The sequence below is a fragment of the Kribbella sp. NPDC043289 genome, assembly GCF_056436705.1.
Genome location: NZ_JBWKCB010000004.1, coordinates 492,844 through 508,979, shown reverse-complemented (window position 1 = coordinate 508,979; position 16,136 = coordinate 492,844). Strand labels below are relative to the sequence as shown.

The 16,136-nt window shown below is 68.6% G+C and carries 16 protein-coding genes; 7 read left to right on the top strand and 9 right to left on the bottom strand.

Features of this window, described 5'->3' with window-relative positions; translation table 11 throughout:
- Window positions 1-47 precede the first annotated feature (47 nt).
- The 3 genes from AC0662_RS26795 to AC0662_RS26785 all read left to right on the top strand — a co-directional run bounded on the left by AC0662_RS26795 (window position 48) and on the right by AC0662_RS26785 (window position 3,906).
- A complete protein-coding gene (locus AC0662_RS26795; RefSeq protein ID WP_478304013.1) occupies window positions 48-947 on the top strand; it encodes an AraC family transcriptional regulator in 900 nt (299 codons plus the stop codon).
- Between the two features lie 149 nt (window positions 948-1,096).
- Window positions 1,097-2,638: an alkaline phosphatase D family protein gene (locus AC0662_RS26790; RefSeq protein WP_478304011.1), complete on the top strand. Its 1,542-nt coding sequence runs from the start codon at window positions 1,097-1,099 to the stop codon at window positions 2,636-2,638.
- Between the two features lie 2 nt (window positions 2,639-2,640).
- A complete protein-coding gene (locus tag AC0662_RS26785) occupies window positions 2,641-3,906 on the top strand; it encodes a hypothetical protein (protein WP_478304009.1) in 1,266 nt (421 codons plus the stop codon).
- Between the two features lie 22 nt (window positions 3,907-3,928).
- Here the strand turns inward: AC0662_RS26785 and AC0662_RS26780 are convergent, their stop codons facing one another.
- Window positions 3,929-4,954 carry an SDR family oxidoreductase gene (locus tag AC0662_RS26780; RefSeq protein WP_478304007.1) on the bottom strand — a complete coding sequence of 342 codons (1,026 nt, stop codon included), beginning with the start codon at window positions 4,952-4,954 and terminating at the stop codon, window positions 3,929-3,931.
- A gap of 84 nt (window positions 4,955-5,038) precedes the next feature.
- Here AC0662_RS26780 and AC0662_RS26775 point away from each other — a divergent pair, with 84 nt between their 5' ends.
- A complete protein-coding gene (locus tag AC0662_RS26775) occupies window positions 5,039-5,569 on the top strand; it encodes a TetR/AcrR family transcriptional regulator (RefSeq protein WP_478304005.1) in 531 nt (176 codons plus the stop codon).
- Here the strand turns inward: AC0662_RS26775 and AC0662_RS26770 are convergent.
- Entirely contained in the window at window positions 5,561-6,175 is a 615-nt protein-coding gene (locus tag AC0662_RS26770) for an anti-sigma factor family protein (RefSeq protein ID WP_478304003.1), read from the bottom strand. The two genes, AC0662_RS26775 and AC0662_RS26770, sit on opposite strands and share 9 nt — an antisense overlap.
- The gene (locus AC0662_RS26765) at window positions 6,172-6,711 is read right to left on the bottom strand and encodes a sigma-70 family RNA polymerase sigma factor (RefSeq protein ID WP_478304001.1); all 540 of its coding nucleotides are present in this window, start codon (window positions 6,709-6,711) and stop codon (window positions 6,172-6,174) included. Before AC0662_RS26765 ends, AC0662_RS26770 begins: the two co-directional genes overlap by 4 nt.
- A gap of 62 nt (window positions 6,712-6,773) precedes the next feature.
- Here AC0662_RS26765 and AC0662_RS26760 point away from each other — a divergent pair, with 62 nt between their 5' ends.
- A complete protein-coding gene (locus AC0662_RS26760) occupies window positions 6,774-7,289 on the top strand; it encodes a COG4315 family predicted lipoprotein (RefSeq protein WP_478303999.1) in 516 nt (171 codons plus the stop codon).
- A 59-nt stretch (window positions 7,290-7,348) separates the two neighbouring features.
- On the opposite strand, the gene AC0662_RS26755 is transcribed toward AC0662_RS26760, so the two are convergent.
- From AC0662_RS26755 to AC0662_RS26745, 3 genes are all read right to left on the bottom strand, one after another.
- Window positions 7,349-8,650, bottom strand: a complete 1,302-nt coding sequence (locus tag AC0662_RS26755; protein ID WP_478303997.1) for a phosphodiester glycosidase family protein — start codon at window positions 8,648-8,650, stop codon at window positions 7,349-7,351.
- 86 nt (window positions 8,651-8,736) lie between these two features.
- Window positions 8,737-9,198: a nitroreductase/quinone reductase family protein gene (locus AC0662_RS26750; protein ID WP_452202472.1), complete on the bottom strand. Its 462-nt coding sequence runs from the start codon at window positions 9,196-9,198 to the stop codon at window positions 8,737-8,739.
- Complete coding sequence (locus tag AC0662_RS26745; RefSeq protein WP_452202474.1) at window positions 9,195-9,623, bottom strand: PPOX class F420-dependent oxidoreductase; 429 nt, start codon at window positions 9,621-9,623, stop codon at window positions 9,195-9,197. Before AC0662_RS26745 ends, AC0662_RS26750 begins: the two co-directional genes overlap by 4 nt.
- A gap of 71 nt (window positions 9,624-9,694) precedes the next feature.
- Between AC0662_RS26745 and AC0662_RS26740 the strand changes: the two genes are divergently transcribed.
- Both AC0662_RS26740 and AC0662_RS26735 read left to right on the top strand, forming a co-directional pair.
- Complete coding sequence (locus tag AC0662_RS26740) at window positions 9,695-10,141, top strand: MarR family winged helix-turn-helix transcriptional regulator (RefSeq protein ID WP_452202476.1); 447 nt, start codon at window positions 9,695-9,697, stop codon at window positions 10,139-10,141.
- A gap of 67 nt (window positions 10,142-10,208) precedes the next feature.
- Window positions 10,209-11,135, top strand: coding sequence for an AEC family transporter (locus tag AC0662_RS26735; protein WP_452202478.1), 927 nt, complete (start codon window positions 10,209-10,211; stop codon window positions 11,133-11,135).
- Between the two features lie 2 nt (window positions 11,136-11,137).
- On the opposite strand, the gene AC0662_RS26730 is transcribed toward AC0662_RS26735, so the two are convergent.
- The 3 genes from AC0662_RS26730 to valS all read right to left on the bottom strand — a co-directional run bounded on the left by AC0662_RS26730 (window position 11,138) and on the right by valS (window position 16,095).
- Window positions 11,138-12,454, bottom strand: coding sequence for an ATP-binding protein (locus AC0662_RS26730; protein ID WP_452202545.1), 1,317 nt, complete (start codon window positions 12,452-12,454; stop codon window positions 11,138-11,140).
- Window positions 12,455-12,636: 182 nt separating this feature from the next.
- Window positions 12,637-13,389, bottom strand: a complete 753-nt coding sequence (locus AC0662_RS26725; protein WP_452202480.1) for a hypothetical protein — start codon at window positions 13,387-13,389, stop codon at window positions 12,637-12,639.
- Between the two features lie 162 nt (window positions 13,390-13,551).
- Window positions 13,552-16,095, bottom strand: a complete 2,544-nt coding sequence (valS, locus tag AC0662_RS26720) for a valine--tRNA ligase (RefSeq protein WP_452202482.1) — start codon at window positions 16,093-16,095, stop codon at window positions 13,552-13,554.
- Window positions 16,096-16,136: the final 41 nt, after the last annotated feature.

The window sequence follows — 16,136 nt, the reverse complement described above, 5'->3', positions numbered from 1 at the left end:
CTGATTTATGTCTCATCGTCTTGAGGGCAGCGCGTATCATGACAGGTATGGATGTACTTGCCGATGTCGTCGCCGCGATGAAGACCGGCCCCGCCACCTCCGGACGCACCGACGTCCGGGGCCCATGGGGTCTCGGTTTCGTGCACTCGTTCGGCGCCACCTTCCACCTCGTCCTGCAGGGTACGGCGTGGTTGCTGCCGCCCGACGGCGCGCCGATCCCGCTCGGCCCGGGCGACGCGGTGCTGCTGCCGCGCGGCCTGGACCACTCGCTCGTCGACCACCCGGACTCGCCGGTGGTGCCTTTCGACCCGACGGTCGAGGAGCCGCAGCAAGGTCAGGGTGCCCGCGCGCTGTTGCTGTGTGGGACCTACCGGCTCGACCGCGAGCGGCCGCATCCGGTGCTGAGCCGGCTGCCCGACGTGGTCGTCGTACCGGCGAATCCGGGGCAGCACCGATCGTTGCACACGGCAATCAGCATCCTGGGGGAGGAGCTCGACGCGCAGCGGCCGGGCGCGGCGGCCGTCGTACCGGCGCTGGTGGATGCGTTGCTGGTGCTGATCCTGCGGGCCTGGTTCGAGGACAACGACTGCCCGACGGATCGCGGCTGGGCTCGGGCGCTGACCGATCCCGCGGTGGTGCAGTCGCTGGAGCTGATCCACGAGAAGCCGGGGTCCGCGTGGACGGTCGCCGACCTCGCGGCGGATGTCGGGTTGTCGCGCGCCGCGTTCGCGCGCCGGTTCACCGACGCGGTGGGGGAGCCGCCGCTCACCTACCTGTCCCGCTGGCGGATGACGACCGCGGCGCGCCTGCTGCGCGATCACGACCAGCCACTCGCCACGGTGGCGAAGGAGATCGGCTACACGTCGGAGTTCGCGTTCGCGAAGGCCTTCAAACGAGACTTCGGAGTACCGCCGGGGACCTATCGCAAGCAGCTCACCCCGGCCTGAGAATTGCTCAGCTCACCCTGTAGGAAACTTACGGGTTCTGAGTGATCATGGGCAGCAAGCACCACACACACTCACGGTTCCCCAATGGTCACCGGCAGTTCGACCGGCGCGGGGGCCTACCGCCCTGAGTACCCGTGAAGGTGAGGCCCATGAGCCCAATCAGTCGCAGGACCCTAGTTCTCGGCGGACTCGCCGCGGCTGGTGTCGGCGCCCTCCCGGCTGCCGCCCAGTCGTCCGTGATCACCGCCACCGCCGCCGTCCCGTACCCGTTCCAGCTGGGCGTCGCCTCCGGTGAACCGGACGCGAACAGCGTCGTACTCTGGACCCGGCTGGCGCCCTCGCCGACCAACGCCGACGGTCAGGGCGGGATGGCGAACGCCGATGTCGCCGTCGACTGGCAGGTGTCGACCACCGACACGTTCAGCACGCTGGTCTCCTCCGGCACCGTGACCGCCCAGTTCGCGTCCGCCCACTCGGTGCACGCGATCGCCGGTGGTCTCAGCCCGGACGCCGACTACTTCTACCGGTTCCGTGCCCAGGGTCACATCTCGCCCGTCGGCCGGACCCGCACCACCCCCGCGATCGGTGCGGCCGGCCGGGACCTGCTGATGGCGTTCACCTCCTGCTCGCATTACGAGGAGGGGTACTTCACCGTCTACCGCCGGATGGCCGAGGAGAACCCGGGCGTCATCCTGCACCTGGGCGACTACATCTACGAGTACGGCGCGACCGCGGGCCGCCCGCGCCTGCACCTCGGCACCGAGATCGTGACGATCGCGGACTACCGCCGCCGGTACGCGCAGTACAAGACGGACCCGGATCTGCAGGCAGCGCACGCTGCGGCGCCGTGGATCGTCGTACCGGACGACCACGAGGTGGAGAACAACTACGCCGGCACCGTGCGCGAGAACAACACACCGGCACTCACTGCGGCGCAGTGGACGGCGCGGCGGTCGGCGGCGTACCAGGCGTACTACGAGAACATGCCGCTGCGGCCGGCGCAGGTGAACAGTGGCAACAGCATCCAGCTGTACCGGCGGCTGCGGTGGGGGAGTCTCGCGACCTTCCACATGCTCGACACCCGTCAGTACCGCAACGACCAGGCCTGTGGTGACGGCTGGCAGCAGTGCTCGGACGCCGATCTGGCCAACCGCAGTCTGCCCGGCAACTCACAGGAGACCTGGCTGCTGGACGGACTGAACCAGCACCTGGGGACCTGGGACATCATCGGCCAGCAGGTGTTCTTTGCTCGCCGGTTCAATGCGTCCGGCGCGAGCATGGACTCCTGGGACGGGTACCGCGCCTCGCGGGCGCGCATCCAGCAGGGCTGGGTGGACCGGTCGGTGCGCAACCCCGTCGTACTCACCGGGGACGTGCACCGGGCGTGGGCCAACGACATCAAGGCCGACTACAACAACGCGAACTCGGCGACCATCGGCAGCGAGCTCGTCACCAGCTCGGTGACCTCGAGCGGTGACGGCGACGGGTCGACCACCGTTCCGGATGTCGGCACCAACCCGTGGCTGAAGTTCTACAACAACCGCCGCGGCTACGTCCGGGCGACGATCAGCCCGACCGAGATGAAGGCCGACTTCCGCAACGTCGCGAAGGTGTCCGAGCACGGCGCCGCCGCGGCGACCGTGAAGTCGTTCGTCATCCAAGACGGCCAGCCCGGCCTGCAGGCGGTGTGACCGTGAAGAAAACGATGAAGAAGACGCTCGCTATTACCGCCCTGGCAGCGATCGCGCTGACCTGCACGGCCACCACCGCTGACGCCCACATCGCAGCACCCACATGGGTCGCGGCCAACAGCGTCGCCACTGGCGACCAGGACACGCCGTCGGTGGCGACCAACAAGAACGGGTACGTCGCAGTTGCCTGGGAAGACGACCGCGACACCGACAACGCGACCGACAACGTGCACAGCGAGATCTACCTGCGGCTGTTCCGCAACGGCACCGCTGTGTACGAGAAGAAGCTGTCCGCCGGCGGCAGCACCGGAGTGACCAACTGGCGGCACCTGCACCCGGACGTCGGGCTCGACGACAACGGCAACGCGGTCGTGGTCTGGCAGGACGACCCGGACGGCAACGGGTACTACAACATCCCGTACCGCGTCGTGAACACCGCCGGCACCGTCACTGCGTCGGGCAACGCCAATAGCAGCTCCACCGGTCAGCAGATCAACCCCCGTGTCGCTGTGGACCCGGATGGCGCGCCCTCCGGTGCTGCTGTCGCTTTCACCGCTGTGTGGGAGGACATCCAGACCGGTGCGCAGCCGACTGTGAAGGCGGCTGGGTTCACTGGCCCGACCACGCGCGCCTGGGAGGTGACCGCGTCCGCCACGACCGGGCAGAACCACAACCCGGACGTAGCCGTGTCGGCATCAGGTGACGCGGTTGTCGTGTGGGACGACGACAGTGATGGCAACGGGTTCTACCAGGTCGGTCTGGTCCGGCTGGGTCGTTCGAACGGTTCTGCCACGCTGTCCCGCCGGTCCGCGAACGCAACGGCCGACGGTCAACAGCAGCACGCCTCAGTGGCTGCCAACTTCAACGGTGACTTCGCCGTGGCGTGGGAGTCCGACCACACCGGTACCGCAGGAGCCTGGACCCGTAGCTTCACCTCGACGGGTACTGCGCACTACGCGGACACGCTGGTCGCGGACGGCGGTAGCTGGCCGTCGATCGGCATCGACGACCAGGCGCAGTCCGTTGTCGGCTGGACGGTCCAAGGCGCCGACCCTGATGTCTGGGTCCGCGGCTTTGGCACGGACGGCACCGACACGGGCCGTCTGTCGGCGCAGAAGCTCAGCTCGGTGACCACAGGTCGGCAGGAGCAGATGGCGGTCGCAGTCTCGCCGTACGCCGAGGTGGCGGTCGCCTACACCGACGACAACGATGGCAACACCTACGACCAGGTCATGCTCGGCACGGGAATCTCCAACAACAGTTGGTGATCCGGAGCGGCGCGCTGTCCTGCTAGCCGGACAGCGCGCCGTGCGCGAGCAGGCTCTCGGCGGTCTCCGCGATGGTGTCCTGGACCGGGCGGGCCTTCCAGCCGAGGAGCCGCTCGGCCTTCGCGCTGGTCGCGTCGAAGTCCTGCCCGAGCTGCGGCCGGAGCGCGCGCAGTTGCGGGTTGACGGCGCCGAGGACGCGCGCGAGGAACACCGGCAGCTCGCGGGTCGGTGCCTTGGCGGCCCGGTCCCCGAGCCGCTCCCGCAGGATGCGGGCGACCTCGACCATCCGCAGGCTGCGGCCGGCCGACGCGAGCCACCGTTCACCGGCCGCCGCCGGGTCGGTCATCGCGCGGAGGTGCAGGTCGGCGACGTCGCGGACGTCGACCCAGCTGGTGCCGAACGGCGGGCAGGCCGGAACGGAGCCCTCGAGCATGCTGCGAATCGTCCGCAACGACGGCGGATCATCCGGTCCGAGCACCGGACCGAGCACAGCGACAGGATGTACGGCGGCGAGCTCGAGCCCGTCGCCTTCGTCTCGAATGAACTGCCAGGCGGCCCGTTCGGCCAGCGTCTTCGACTTCTGGTACGGCGCGATGTCCGCGTCCACGTTCGTCCAGTCCTGCTCCGTGTACGGCGCCGACCGTCGCGGATGCCCGTACCCGATTGCACCGAACGCACTGGTCAGCACGACCCGGCGTACCTTCGCGTCACGGGCGGCTCGGAGAACCCGCAGCACGCCGTCCCGCGCGGCGGCGATCATCGCCTCCTCGCTCTCGGGCGCGTTCCGCAGCGTCGGCGAGGCGACGTGCAGCACGTACGCACACCCGGCGACCGCGTCCGCCCACCCGTCGTCGCTCTGCAGATCGGCGCGGACGACGGTCAGTCGCGCGTCCTTGAAGTGTGCGGCGCTGTGCAGTTGGGCGCGGAGCGCGGGCTCCTTGCGTAGGTCGCGAACCGTCGTGCGGACGGCGTACCCGGCCTGCAGCAGCGTGAGCACGCACCAGCTTCCGATGAACCCGGATCCTCCGGTCACCAACACCTTGTCCATGCGAGTGCCATTCCTGGGGTAGATTATCTGGAGAGGTCTCCAGATACGGTAGTGGAGAGGTCTCCACTTAGCAAGTGAGGTGTTGTGGTTCGTTCAGATGCCCGGGAGAACCGGGAGCGCATCCTCGCGGCCGCCCGTGAGGCGTTCGCCGCCGACGGGTCCACGTCGATGAACCAGATCGCGCAGCGGGCGCGCGTTGGCGCGGGCACGCTGTACCGCAACTTCCCGACGCGCGAGGCGCTGGTTCTCGCGATCTACCAGGACGAGGTCGAGCGGTTCGTCGGCACCGTTCCGGAGTTGCTGACCGAGCTGCCGCCGCTCGAGGCGCTGCGGAGTTGGACGACCGATCTCGTCGAGGCGATGCGCCGCAAGCACGGACTGGGTGATGCGCTCGGTCCGAGTGCGCAGCAGGCGATCACCGAGCAGACGTACGGGCCGGTGATCGCCGCGATCACGGAGCTTCTCGACGCCGGGAAGAAGGACGGCAGCATCCGGAGGGACGCGGACCCGGGCGACTTCCTCCAGCTCACTGGAGCTCTCTGGCGCGCCAGTCCGGATCGTTCGCCCAGGATGCTCGGGCTGATCCTCGATGGGTTGTCAGTGTCGTCAGTGTGAGGTAGGGGACAACGTGCTCAGTACGGTGTCCTCGGGGGTCACGACATCGAGGCGGGTGATGTCCTGGAGCGAGAACGACGTACTCGCTGGGACTTCGGCCTGGTACTTGCCGTTGGCTGCCCACCAGCCGGCTGTCTCGGTGGTGCCGTTGCGGTTGTGAACGACGAGCATGCAGTGCTCGTCGGGCTGCAGGTCGTTGAGCTTCAGCTGAATGTCCGTGCCCCAACCGCGGCTGACCAGCTTGGCTGTGCTGTCGAGTCCGCCGACGCCGTTCGTTGCTGTCCAGGTCGCCGACGCCGGAGCCGCCAGTAGGCCCCAGGTGAGCGCGCCACTGGCCAGTGCGGTGCCGGCCGCCGCGAACTTCCACCGCCGCTGTTTGGTGGGGTGCCGTCGCCGAGTGAGGTGCAGCGGCGCGGGCTCAGGTGCTTCCGCCTCGACCTCCTCCAGGGGTACGCCGTGCAGCAGTCCGGGCAGAGGTGCGAACTGCAGGAGGGTCTCGCGACACGCTGCACAGCCCGCAAGGTGTTCTTCGGTCGTACGGCGCTCGGATGCCTCGAGCGCGCCGAGCACGTACGCACCGATCGACAGCGTCTCGGGGCACGTCATGAGCCGGTCACTCCTCGTTCCTCCAGCGCCGCGCGTAACGCGTGCAGCGCGTAGTAGCTGCGCGACTTCACCGTCCCCGGCGGTACGCCGAGCACGACAGCCGCCTCGTTGACGGTGCGGCGCCGGTAGAACAGCTCGATGATCACCTGACGGTGGTCCTTGCTGAGCCCACGCAGTACCTCGATCACCTGCCAGACCTGCAGAACCCGGTCGATGTCGTCACCGAGCGCCGGGAAATCGCGGTCGTCGATCGGTACCTCCGTCACCCGGGCGCCCTGGCGGCGGCGCCCCGAGATGACCAGGTTGCGGGCGACCGTGAACAGCCAGCGCCCGGCCCGGTCCGGGTCCAGGTCGGCCGCGTGTGTCCAGGCCCGCGCCATCGTCTCCTGCACGATGTCCTCGGCGTACTGGCGGTCGCCGCCCACCGAGCGCAGTACGTAGCCGAACAGCGGCCGCCGGTACCTGTCGTACAGCGCGCGGATCACCGTGTCGTCATCCACACCTTCGAGTACGTACGACGGGCCCAGACGGTTCAATCCGAAACTTCCCTGAACCGCCGGTCCGGATCCCGCGTATCAGCGGGGGAGAGGAGATTCCGATGAAAACCACAATCTTGTTGCTCGGAGCAACCGTAGGCGGGCTCGGCACGCTGGCGGCCTGTGGCGGCGGCAGCACCACGCCAGGCGCTGCCGGCGCCGCCCCGGCCGCTGCCGCGATCGCGGTCCACAACGTCAGCGGTATCGGTCAGACCCTGGTCGACGCCTCCGGGAAGACCTTGTACTTCGCCGACCAGGAGGCCGGCGGGATGATCAAGTGCACCAGCAGCTGCACGAGCGTCTGGGTACCCGCCACCGGTACCACCGCCGACACCAAGGCGGTCAGCGGTCTGGGCACGATGAAGCGTTCCGACACCGGCGCGGACCAGCTCACCTACCAGGGCAAGCCGCTGTACACCTTCAAGTTCGACACCGGTGCGGGACAGGCCAAGGGCAACAATGTCTCCGACAGCTTCTCCGGCACGAGTTTCACCTGGCACGCCGCCACAACCACGGCGGCGGCCGCACCAACAACGTCCCCATCCAAGTCCTCGGGCGGAGGCGGCTACGGCTACTGACGCACTGAGGGTGCTGTGGTGGCGGGGTTCTTTCGACCCGTCACCACAGCACGCATTGTTCAGTGGTTGGGGATGAAGACGACTGCGTCGCCGACCGCGCGTTCGGCGCCGGCGGTGTTGCTCGGGCGGTTGACGACAGTGCCGTCCTGCAGCGCCATCGCGGTCGACCCGCCGCCGTCCAGGTTGATCGCGTCGGACAGGCCGAGTGCCTTCGCGACCGCGGCGGTCTCGGCCATCGTGGTGCCGACGCTGGTGGTCTGCCGGCCGTCGAGCGTGGCCAGCACGATCTTCCCGTCCCGCGTCGTCCCGGCGATCGTGCGCGGGTTGCGGTCGAAGAAGCTGCCGCTGCCGCCCGGTACGACGATCTCGCCGTTCTTGGTGAGCTGGTAGCGACCCGTCACGCCGTACAGACCGTGGCGCAGCGGGACCGTGCGGCCGTTCTCGTCCGACACCGCGAGATCCGTGCGCAGGCAGCCCTTCGCGGCGACCTTCAACAGTGCGGCGGTGTCCTGACCGGTGGCCTGCAACGAGGTCTGGCTCGCGGTGAGGGTCGTTCCGCGAGTGGTCGACGTACGGACGACGCAGCCGCGGCGGTCGAGCACGACCTCGACGCCGGCACCGGCCGGGGTCGAGGCGGCGAACTCCGGGGTGAAACGGACGACGTCACCCGGGACCGTGCACGCGGTCTGGTCGGGCAGCGTCGCGCAAGCGGTCGGCACCACCGGCGGGTGGTTGATGAACTCCAGCGGGAGCTCCGCGCCGGTGAAGCGGTTGTGGACGCTGCCGGTCCAGCGCAGGTGACCGGTCACCACCTTGTTGCTGTTGGCATCGATCACCAGGTTGGCCTCGGTCGGATCGGTGAGCGGCTCGCTGAGCAGCTTGCCGTCGGAGATCCCGAGCCCGACCGGGTCACCCGGGTACGTCGGGTTCGCGGTGAAGGTGAAGAACGAGGCGTTCACGCCGGCCAGCGCGCCCGACAACTTCATCAGGTCCGAGGTCTTCTCGACTTTGGCGAGGTCCGGACCGTAGGTGGTCCGCAGGTGGCCGTCGGCGCGCCGCGGGTCGATCGTCAGTACGTTCACGACCCACGGACCGCGCGTCGTGGTGTTGATCTGGTCGGCCGGTGCGGGGTCGGTGCCGCGGACGATCCGGGTCAGCGTGACGCCGCGCGCCAGCGCCCGGTCGCTGCGCGTCTCCGCCAGGTCGGCGTCCCCGAGCGGCAGGCCCTGCCCGGCCGGAACGACCGTCGGACCCTGCGCCTCCACCGGGGCCGCGCCGGCGGTCGGGATCCCGGCGGCGAGGACGCCGAACACGGCGGCCGCCCCCAGGACGGTCTTGAACACTCGAGCGGAAGTAGTCATACCGACCATCGTCGGAGTTCCCGGTGGAATGTTCCCGATCCAGCGTCTGACTCGGCAGCATCTTCCAGGTGACGGTTCAGCGTCGCTCAGGGCCGCGGTGCCAGCCGGATCACCGGGAGCTCCCGGTCGGTCTTCTCCTGGTACTCCGCGAAGCGCGGCGACGCGGCCACGATCTGCTGCCACGCCTCGTCCCGCTCGGGACCGTGCAGTTGCTCCGCGCGGACGTCGAGCGTCTCGCCGCCGATGTCGATGCGGACCTTGTCCGGGTTCGCGGCGAGGTTGTAGTACCAGGCCGGGTTGCCGGGCGCGCCGGCCGCGGAGGCGACGATCAACCGGCTGCCGTCGGTGCCCGGGAACCAGCCGACCGGCGTGAACCGCTCGGCGCCGGACTTGCGGCCGATCGTCCGCAGGACCAGGGCGTCGAAGCCCATCATCTTTTTCGCGCTACCGCGCCGGATCCGGCGCGCCACGAAGCCGTTCGCGAAGCGCAGCAGGCGTCCCTTGGGTTGCCGGGCCCCGTGGGTGCCGGCTTTGGTGTCGAAGCTCATCGCGAAGCCACCGCCTCGGTCTCGTGCACGGTGCGGGTAGTGCGGACCGTGTCGTCGTGCGTGAAGGGTTTGCCCTCGAGGTTGAAGCTCCAGGAGATCGTCGGCGTGATCCGCAGGTAGCTGCCGGCGCCGAACCGCCCCGTGCGCTCGACGAGCTCGGCGGTGCCGTAGATCCGCAGGTACCGCGGGACCCACGGGTCGGTCGACGGCAGGTCGTCGAGGATCACCGCGACCTTGGAGTTGCCGGCCCGCACGTTGCGGAACTTCCGGGTCTTCACCGGGTCGATGCCGCCGATGAACAGATGCGTGCCGTCGTACTCGAAGCCGACCGGGACGGCGTCCGGCTGCCCGTCGGTGCCGACGGTGGCGAGCCGGGCGAGGGGTTGGGAGCGCAGGTACTGGCGCTCCTCGTCGCTGAAAGACATCGGTCCTCCTCGATGGTTAATGCCGCGTACTGTACGCGTGATTAACCATACATGGCCTGTACCGTAGTTCCGTGAGTGAGACGTGGGCCGAGCAGCTGGACGCCGGCACGGGGCTGATGCAGCTGACCAGCATGGTCCAGGGCATCTACGTGACCGTCTCGGAGCGCCACGAGCTCACGCCGGTGCAGGCCCGGTTGCTGTGCGTGCTGATCGGCGGGCCGCGCGGGATGGCGGAGCTCGCGCAGATGTTCGGGGTCGAGAAGGCCGCGCTCACCGGGCTGATGGACCGGATCGAGAAGCGTGGGTTGGCGGCGCGATCCGCCGTACCGGGAGATCGGCGAGCGGTCCAGGTGACGTTGACCGACGACGGGCGGCAGGCCGCGACCGCGTTCCACACCGACATGGGTGCGGCGCTGGGGCAGCTGACCGATGCCATTCCGGCGGCCGATCGGGAAATGTTCCGCAGTACGGTCGCGGGCATGCTGTCGAGGTGCCGCACGTCACCGTCCAGCGAGTGAGCATCCGGCGGTCGCGGACAGCGTTTACCCCTACGATCGCAGCGTGTCCAACCCGTTGAGGACCTGAGTGTCCGCCGTCGTCGGTGCTTTCGGAGCGCTGGTCGCAGTGGCCGTGCTCGGGTACGTCGTCGGCCTCTTCGGGGTACTGCGCAAGCAGGACGAGCTCGTCCTGTCCCGGCTGGCGTTCTTCGTCGCGACTCCGGCGCTGCTGTTCACCACGGTGGCGCGTGCCGATCTCCGCTCGATCTTCTCGGTGGTGCTGGTCACCAACCTGGTGAGTCTGTTCGTGGTCCAGGTGATTTTCCTGGTGATCGCGGCGGTGATCTGGCGACGGACCCGGTCCGAGGCGACGATCGGCGTGCTCGCGTCGTCGTACGTGAACGCTGGAAACCTCGGCGTACCGGTGGCGGCGTATGTGTTGGGCGACGGAGCGCTGGTCGCGCCGATCGTTTTGTTCCAGGTTCTCGTGATGGCGCCGGTGGCGTTCGCCGTACTGGACGGGGATCGGCAGGGGTCCGGGCGGCGGGTGTCGTTGCGGACCGTCGTGACGCGGCCGCTGCGTAATCCGCTCACCGTGGCGTCGTTGCTCGGGTTGTTGGTGTCGCTGCTGGGCGTGCGGTTGCCGGAGATCGTGATGCGGCCGATCGACCTGGTCGCCGCGGCCGCGGTGCCGGTCGCGCTGATTGCGTACGGGTTGAGCCTGAGCGCGGGGACGAAGGACTCGATCACCTTGCGGCGGGACGTGATCCTCGCGGTCGGGCTGAAGACGTTGGTGCAGCCAATGGCGGCGTACGCGATCGCCCGCTGGGCGCTCGACCTGCACGGAACCGCCCTGCTGGCACCGACGCTGCTCGCCGCGCTACCGACCGCACAGAACGTCTACGTGTACGCCGTGCACTATCGCGCGAGCCGAACCCTCGCGCGCAGCGCCGTACTGCTGAGCACGCTGCTGTCGATCCCGGTGATGATCCTGATCGCCGGACTGCTGGCCTGACGCTACTGCCACGCGGTCAGAAGCTGCTCGGGTGTCACTGCCTGGACGCCGTCGACCGCAACGCCGGCGCGGGAGACGGCGACGAGCGGGACGGATTCGTCCGCTCCAGGCAGTTGCGACCGGTGCACGAGCAATCGGGCGAGATCGCGCGCATCGAACCGTTTCCGCTCGAGCCACTTGATTGAGCCCACCGCTGTGATCCGCTGCGCGACCGGCCCACGATCGGCCGCGACGATGTCGATCTCCGGATCGTTTGTCCTCGTCCAATAGCCGCCGACCGTGCCGGTGCCGTCTGGCAGCCCGTCGGCGCGCAGGCGCAACAGCGACTCGCGGACGACGGGCTCGATGGCGCGGCCACGCCAAGATGGCCAGGACGTTCGGATGCGCGTCAGCGTGAGGTCTCCACGGCCACGCTCGATCTCCGCGAGATACGGACCCAGGAACGCCAGCCAGAAGCGGAGGTGCGGGTCGGCGATGTAGTAACGGGTCTCCTTGGACGGGCGCGTTGACAGTGGTGTCACAGCCTCGACGACCCGCTTGAGACCCAGCAGTTGGAGAGCGCGATTGAGGCTGGTTGCCGGAAGCCCGCCGGCCGCACGGCCGATGAGTGTATGCGTACGTTCGCCCGAACCGATCGCAGCGAGGACCAGCCGAGCTTGCGCGTCGGCAGGAAACTCCGCGGCGAGGGACCGCTCTCCACTGACGATCAGCGCCGAGGTCGGATCGGCGACGGCCTCCCCGAGGTAGTCGAAGACAGTGCCGCCGGCCGGCCACTCGTCCAGCACCATCGGGAGACCGCCGGAGACGAGGAAAGCATCGAATGCCTCGGCCGGCTTCAGCTTGAGCATGGCGGCGACGTCGGCCGGGCTCAAGGGCGGCAGAACCATCTCGGTTCCGCGCTGATGGAACGGCCGATCGTACTGGTTGAGCCGCTCCATCATCGCGAGATCCGACCCCACGCAGAGCAGCAGTACAGGCTTACGTGACAGCTCCCGGTCGTAGAGCTTCTGCAGTGTTCCCTCGAAACCGGGGTCGTTGGTGATCAGGTACGGCATTTCGTCCAGCACTACGATGCTGGGCTTGTCGGTCGGCAGCGCTGCGGCCAGCAACTGCAGGGCGGCGTCCCAGTCGTGCGGCATCTGTCCAGCGAAGAGGCCGGCTCGGGGAAGGGTCGACGCGGATCCTGCCTCCATGAACAGGCGCAGGTCGGTGGCCGTGTTCGACTGCGCCGACGCCGTGAAGAAGAAGCTCGGTACGCCGGAACGCTCGATGAACTCCTCGACGAGTCGCGACTTGCCGACCCGACGCCGGCCGCGCATCAGCACGGCTTTGCCCGGGCGGCCTGTCCGCCCTCGCTGCTCGACCCGGTGCAGCAGTCGATCGAGTGTCTCGAGTTCGCGGGCTCGGCCGTAGAAGTGGTCCATTGGTTCCGCCCTCGATCAACCGTATTTGATAGGCCCAAAAATGAACATACCAAACTTGGTTGTCTTTGCGTTCGAGGTCAGCCCATTGCCTTGAAGGCTTCCTCCGCGACCGGCGCGACCTGGTCGACGTTGACGCCCTCGTTGGCGGACTGGGCGATCACGGTCAGCGTGTTGCTGCCGCGATAGCACTGGGTCGGCAGGTTGCCGGTCGACTCCACACAGGTAGAGCTGCCGACCTTCTTGATCTTGTCCGGGGTCGCACCCGAGTCCTTGACGGTCTTGTCGATGTCGACCTTGCCGCGCAGCGCGATGATCACATACATCCGGTTGCCGTCGACGGTGCCGTACGCCTCGACCGTCGCCTGCTTACCGTCGTTGATCCGGCTCAGCGCCTCGCGTGTCTGGTCCAGTTGCAGCTGGTCGCGGATCTCCTTGTCGGTGATCCGGTCCAGGCCGGCGAGCTTGGCCGGCGGGTTGATGCCACGGTTCGTGTTCAGCCGGTTGAGCGGGCCGAGACCCCAGACGTACCCGAGCAGCGCCAGTACGACCAGGATGACGACCGCGCCACCCAACGTCAGCCAGGCACCGCTGAGCCGCCGCAACCCCTTCTTCTTGGGCTGTTCGGCCTTCGCGTCAGTCTTGGCGTCGGCCTTCGCGTCCGCCGTCGTGGCTGCCTTCGTGTCCGCTTTCGTGTCCGTCGTGCCGCTCGGATCCGTGGCCGCCTGCGCCGGCCCGGCCGGGACGGCCGCCAGCTCGGCGGTGTCCGCACCGGCGTCGGTCGCCGGGGCGCCCTGATCCTTCGGATCCGCCGGGGTGGTGGGGTCGCTCATCGGATAGCTCCTCGGGACGTACGGTCGCGGGGTTCACTCCCGATGCTTCCACATCAGGACAACGGCTTCATCAGGACAACCGGCTTCGCAGGGTAGCCGGTCGCTGACACGCACAGGTGCCCGCCTCCCCGGTGGGGAAGCGGGCACCCGGAACGCCTGCTGTCAGAGGGTCGCGACGACCTTCACCGCGTCGGAGTCGTCGGCGTTCCAGACGATCTCGCCGGTGATCCGGCCGGCCGCCCGCAGGTCCGGCTCGGCGCGCTCGGCCAGCGCCAGCCGGGCGGCGGGCCCGCTGACCTCGACCTTGGAGACCTCGGTCTTCATCGAGACCTGCGCCTCGGACTTCGCGCCACGGATGCCGGCGAGCACCTCGGAGACCGCGTCCAGCACCTCCGGCTCCTGGTCCGCGATCGTCAGGTCGACGTCGGCCACCGGCCAGCTCGAGCGGTGGATCGAACCCTCCTGCCACCACGACCAGACCTCTTCGGTCGCGAACGGCAGGTACGGCGCGAGCAGCCGGAGCTGGACCGACAACGCGACCGCCAGCGCAGCCTTCGCCGAAGCCGCCGCGGCGTCACCCTGACCGCCGTACGCGCGCTCCTTGACGAGCTCGACGTAGTCGTCGCAGAACGTCCAGAAGAACCGCTCGCTGACCTCGAGGGCTCCGGTGTAGTCGAACCGTTCGAAGGCCGCCGTGGCGTCGATGACGACCGAGCGCAGCTTCTGCAGCATCGCCAGGTCGACCGGCTCGGTGACCGCGGCCGGGTCGACCGTGGTGGCCCCGAAGCCGAGGACGAACTTCGACGCGTTCAGGACCTTGATCGCGAGCCGGCGGCCGACCTTCATCTGCGACTCGTCGAACGGCGAGTCCATGCCCGGGCGCGCCATCGCCGCGCGCCAGCGCACGGCGTCGGAACCGAACTTGTCCAGGATCTCCGACGGGACGACCGCGTTGCCCTTGGACTTCGACATCTTCTTGCGGTCCGGGTCGACGACGAAGCCGGAGATCAGCGACCGCGCCCACGGGAGCGTGCCGTTCTCGAAGTGTGCCCGGACGACACGGGAGAACAGCCAAGTGCGGATGATCTCGTGAGCGTGCGTGTTCAGGTCCATCGGGAACGTCCGGCGGAACAGGTCGTCGTCCCGCTCCCAGCCGCAGACGATGTGCGGGGTCAGCGAGGACGTCGCCCAGGTGTCCATCACGTCGGGGTCGGCCTCGAAGCCACCCGGCTTGCCACGCTGCGACTCGTCGTACCCGCGCGGGGCCTGCGAGGTGGGGTCGATCGGCAGCTCGGCCTCGGACGGCATCAGCGGGTGCGCGTAGTCCGGCTCGCCGTCCTGGTTCAGCGGATACCAGACCGGGAACGGAACACCGAAGTACCGCTGGCGGGAGATCAGCCAGTCGCCGTTCAGCCCCTCGACCCAGTTCAGGTAGCGGTGCCGCATGTGCTCCGGGACCCAGGCGAGCTCGTTGCCGCGCTCGATGAACTCCTGCTTGAGCACGGCGTCGCGGCCGCCGTTGGTGATGTACCACTGGCGGGTGGAGACGATCTCGAGCGGCTTGTCGCCGTTCTCGTAGAAGTTCGCCATCCGCTCGGTCTTCTTCGGCTCGCCGTCCAGGTCGCCGCTCTCGCGGAGCTTGCCGACCATCAGCTCGCGCGCGCTGAAGACCGTCTTGCCGGCGAGTTCGCCGTACAGCTCCGCGGAGCCCTCGAGCCAGGCCGGGGTGTCGCGGAGCAGCCTGCCGTCGCGGCCGATCACCGTGCGGACCGGGAGTTGCAGCTCGCGCCACCACTGGATGTCGGTCTGGTCGCCGAACGTGCAGCACATCGCGATACCGGCGCCCTTGTCCATCTCGGCGGCCGGGTGCGCGAGGACCGGGACCTCGACACCGAACAGCGGCGACGTCACCGTCGTACCGAACAGGTGCTTGTAGCGGTCGTCGTCCGGGTGCGCGATCAGCGCGACGCACGCCGGGATCAGCTCCGGGCGGGTGGTCTCGATGTAGATCGGGCCGTCCGCGCCGTGGAACGCGACCCGGTGGTAGGCGCCCGGATACGCCCGGGCCTCCATCTCGGCCTGCGCGACCGCGGTCTGGAACGTGACGTCCCAGACCGTCGGCGCCTCGGCCAGGTACGCCTCGCCGCGGGCGAAGTTCCGCAGGAAGGCGCGCTGCGACGTACGCCGGGAGTCCTCGGAGATCGTGGTGTAGAGGTACGACCAGTCGACGCTCAGGCCGACCTGGCGCCACATCGCCTCGAACGCCTGCTCGTCGATGTGGGTCAGCTCACCGCACAGGTCGACGAAGTTCTGCCGGGAGATCGGGATCTGCTTCTTCGGGTCCGGCTTGGCCGGGGGAGTGAACTCCGCGTCGTAGGGCAGCGACGGGTCGCACTTGACGCCGTAGTAGTTCTGGACGCGGCGCTCGGTGGGCAGGCCGTTGTCGTCCCAGCCGATCGGGTAGAACACCTGCTTGCCGCGCATCCGCTGGAAGCGGGCGACCAGGTCGGTGTGGGTGTAGCTGAAGATGTGGCCGACGTGCAGCGACCCCGAGACCGTCGGCGGGGGCGTGTCGATGGAGAACACATCGGCGCGCTCGGCGGTGCGGTCGAAGGCGTAGGTCTGCTGCTCCTTCCATACGGCAGCCCACTTCTCCTCGAGTCCGTCGAGTGTGGGCTTGTCTGGAACGCTGGACGTCTGGCTCATGCCCACAATGTTAGTGGTTGTCAAGGGGTGCTTCCGACCGG

Excerpts from the sequence above, each read along its gene's own strand:
- AC0662_RS26795 (WP_478304013.1), top strand. The coding sequence starts at position 48 with ATGGATGTACTTGCCGATGTCGTCGCCGCGATGAAGACCGGCCCCGCC.
- AC0662_RS26790 (WP_478304011.1), top strand. The coding sequence starts at position 1,097 with ATGAGCCCAATCAGTCGCAGGACCCTAGTTCTCGGCGGACTCGCCGCG.
- AC0662_RS26780 (WP_478304007.1), bottom strand. The coding sequence starts at position 4,954 with ATGGACAAGGTGTTGGTGACCGGAGGATCCGGGTTCATCGGAAGCTGG.
- AC0662_RS26770 (WP_478304003.1), bottom strand. The coding sequence starts at position 6,175 with ATGACGTGCCCCGAGACGCTGTCGATCGGTGCGTACGTGCTCGGCGCG.
- AC0662_RS26760 (WP_478303999.1), top strand. The coding sequence starts at position 6,774 with ATGAAAACCACAATCTTGTTGCTCGGAGCAACCGTAGGCGGGCTCGGC.
- AC0662_RS26755 (WP_478303997.1), bottom strand. The coding sequence starts at position 8,650 with ATGACTACTTCCGCTCGAGTGTTCAAGACCGTCCTGGGGGCGGCCGCC.
- AC0662_RS26750 (WP_452202472.1), bottom strand. The coding sequence starts at position 9,198 with ATGAGCTTCGACACCAAAGCCGGCACCCACGGGGCCCGGCAACCCAAG.
- AC0662_RS26745 (WP_452202474.1), bottom strand. The coding sequence starts at position 9,623 with ATGTCTTTCAGCGACGAGGAGCGCCAGTACCTGCGCTCCCAACCCCTC.
- AC0662_RS26730 (WP_452202545.1), bottom strand. The coding sequence starts at position 12,454 with ATGCGCGGCCGGCGTCGGGTCGGCAAGTCGCGACTCGTCGAGGAGTTC.
- AC0662_RS26725 (WP_452202480.1), bottom strand. The coding sequence starts at position 13,389 with ATGAGCGACCCCACCACCCCGGCGGATCCGAAGGATCAGGGCGCCCCG.
- valS (WP_452202482.1), bottom strand. The coding sequence starts at position 16,095 with ATGAGCCAGACGTCCAGCGTTCCAGACAAGCCCACACTCGACGGACTC.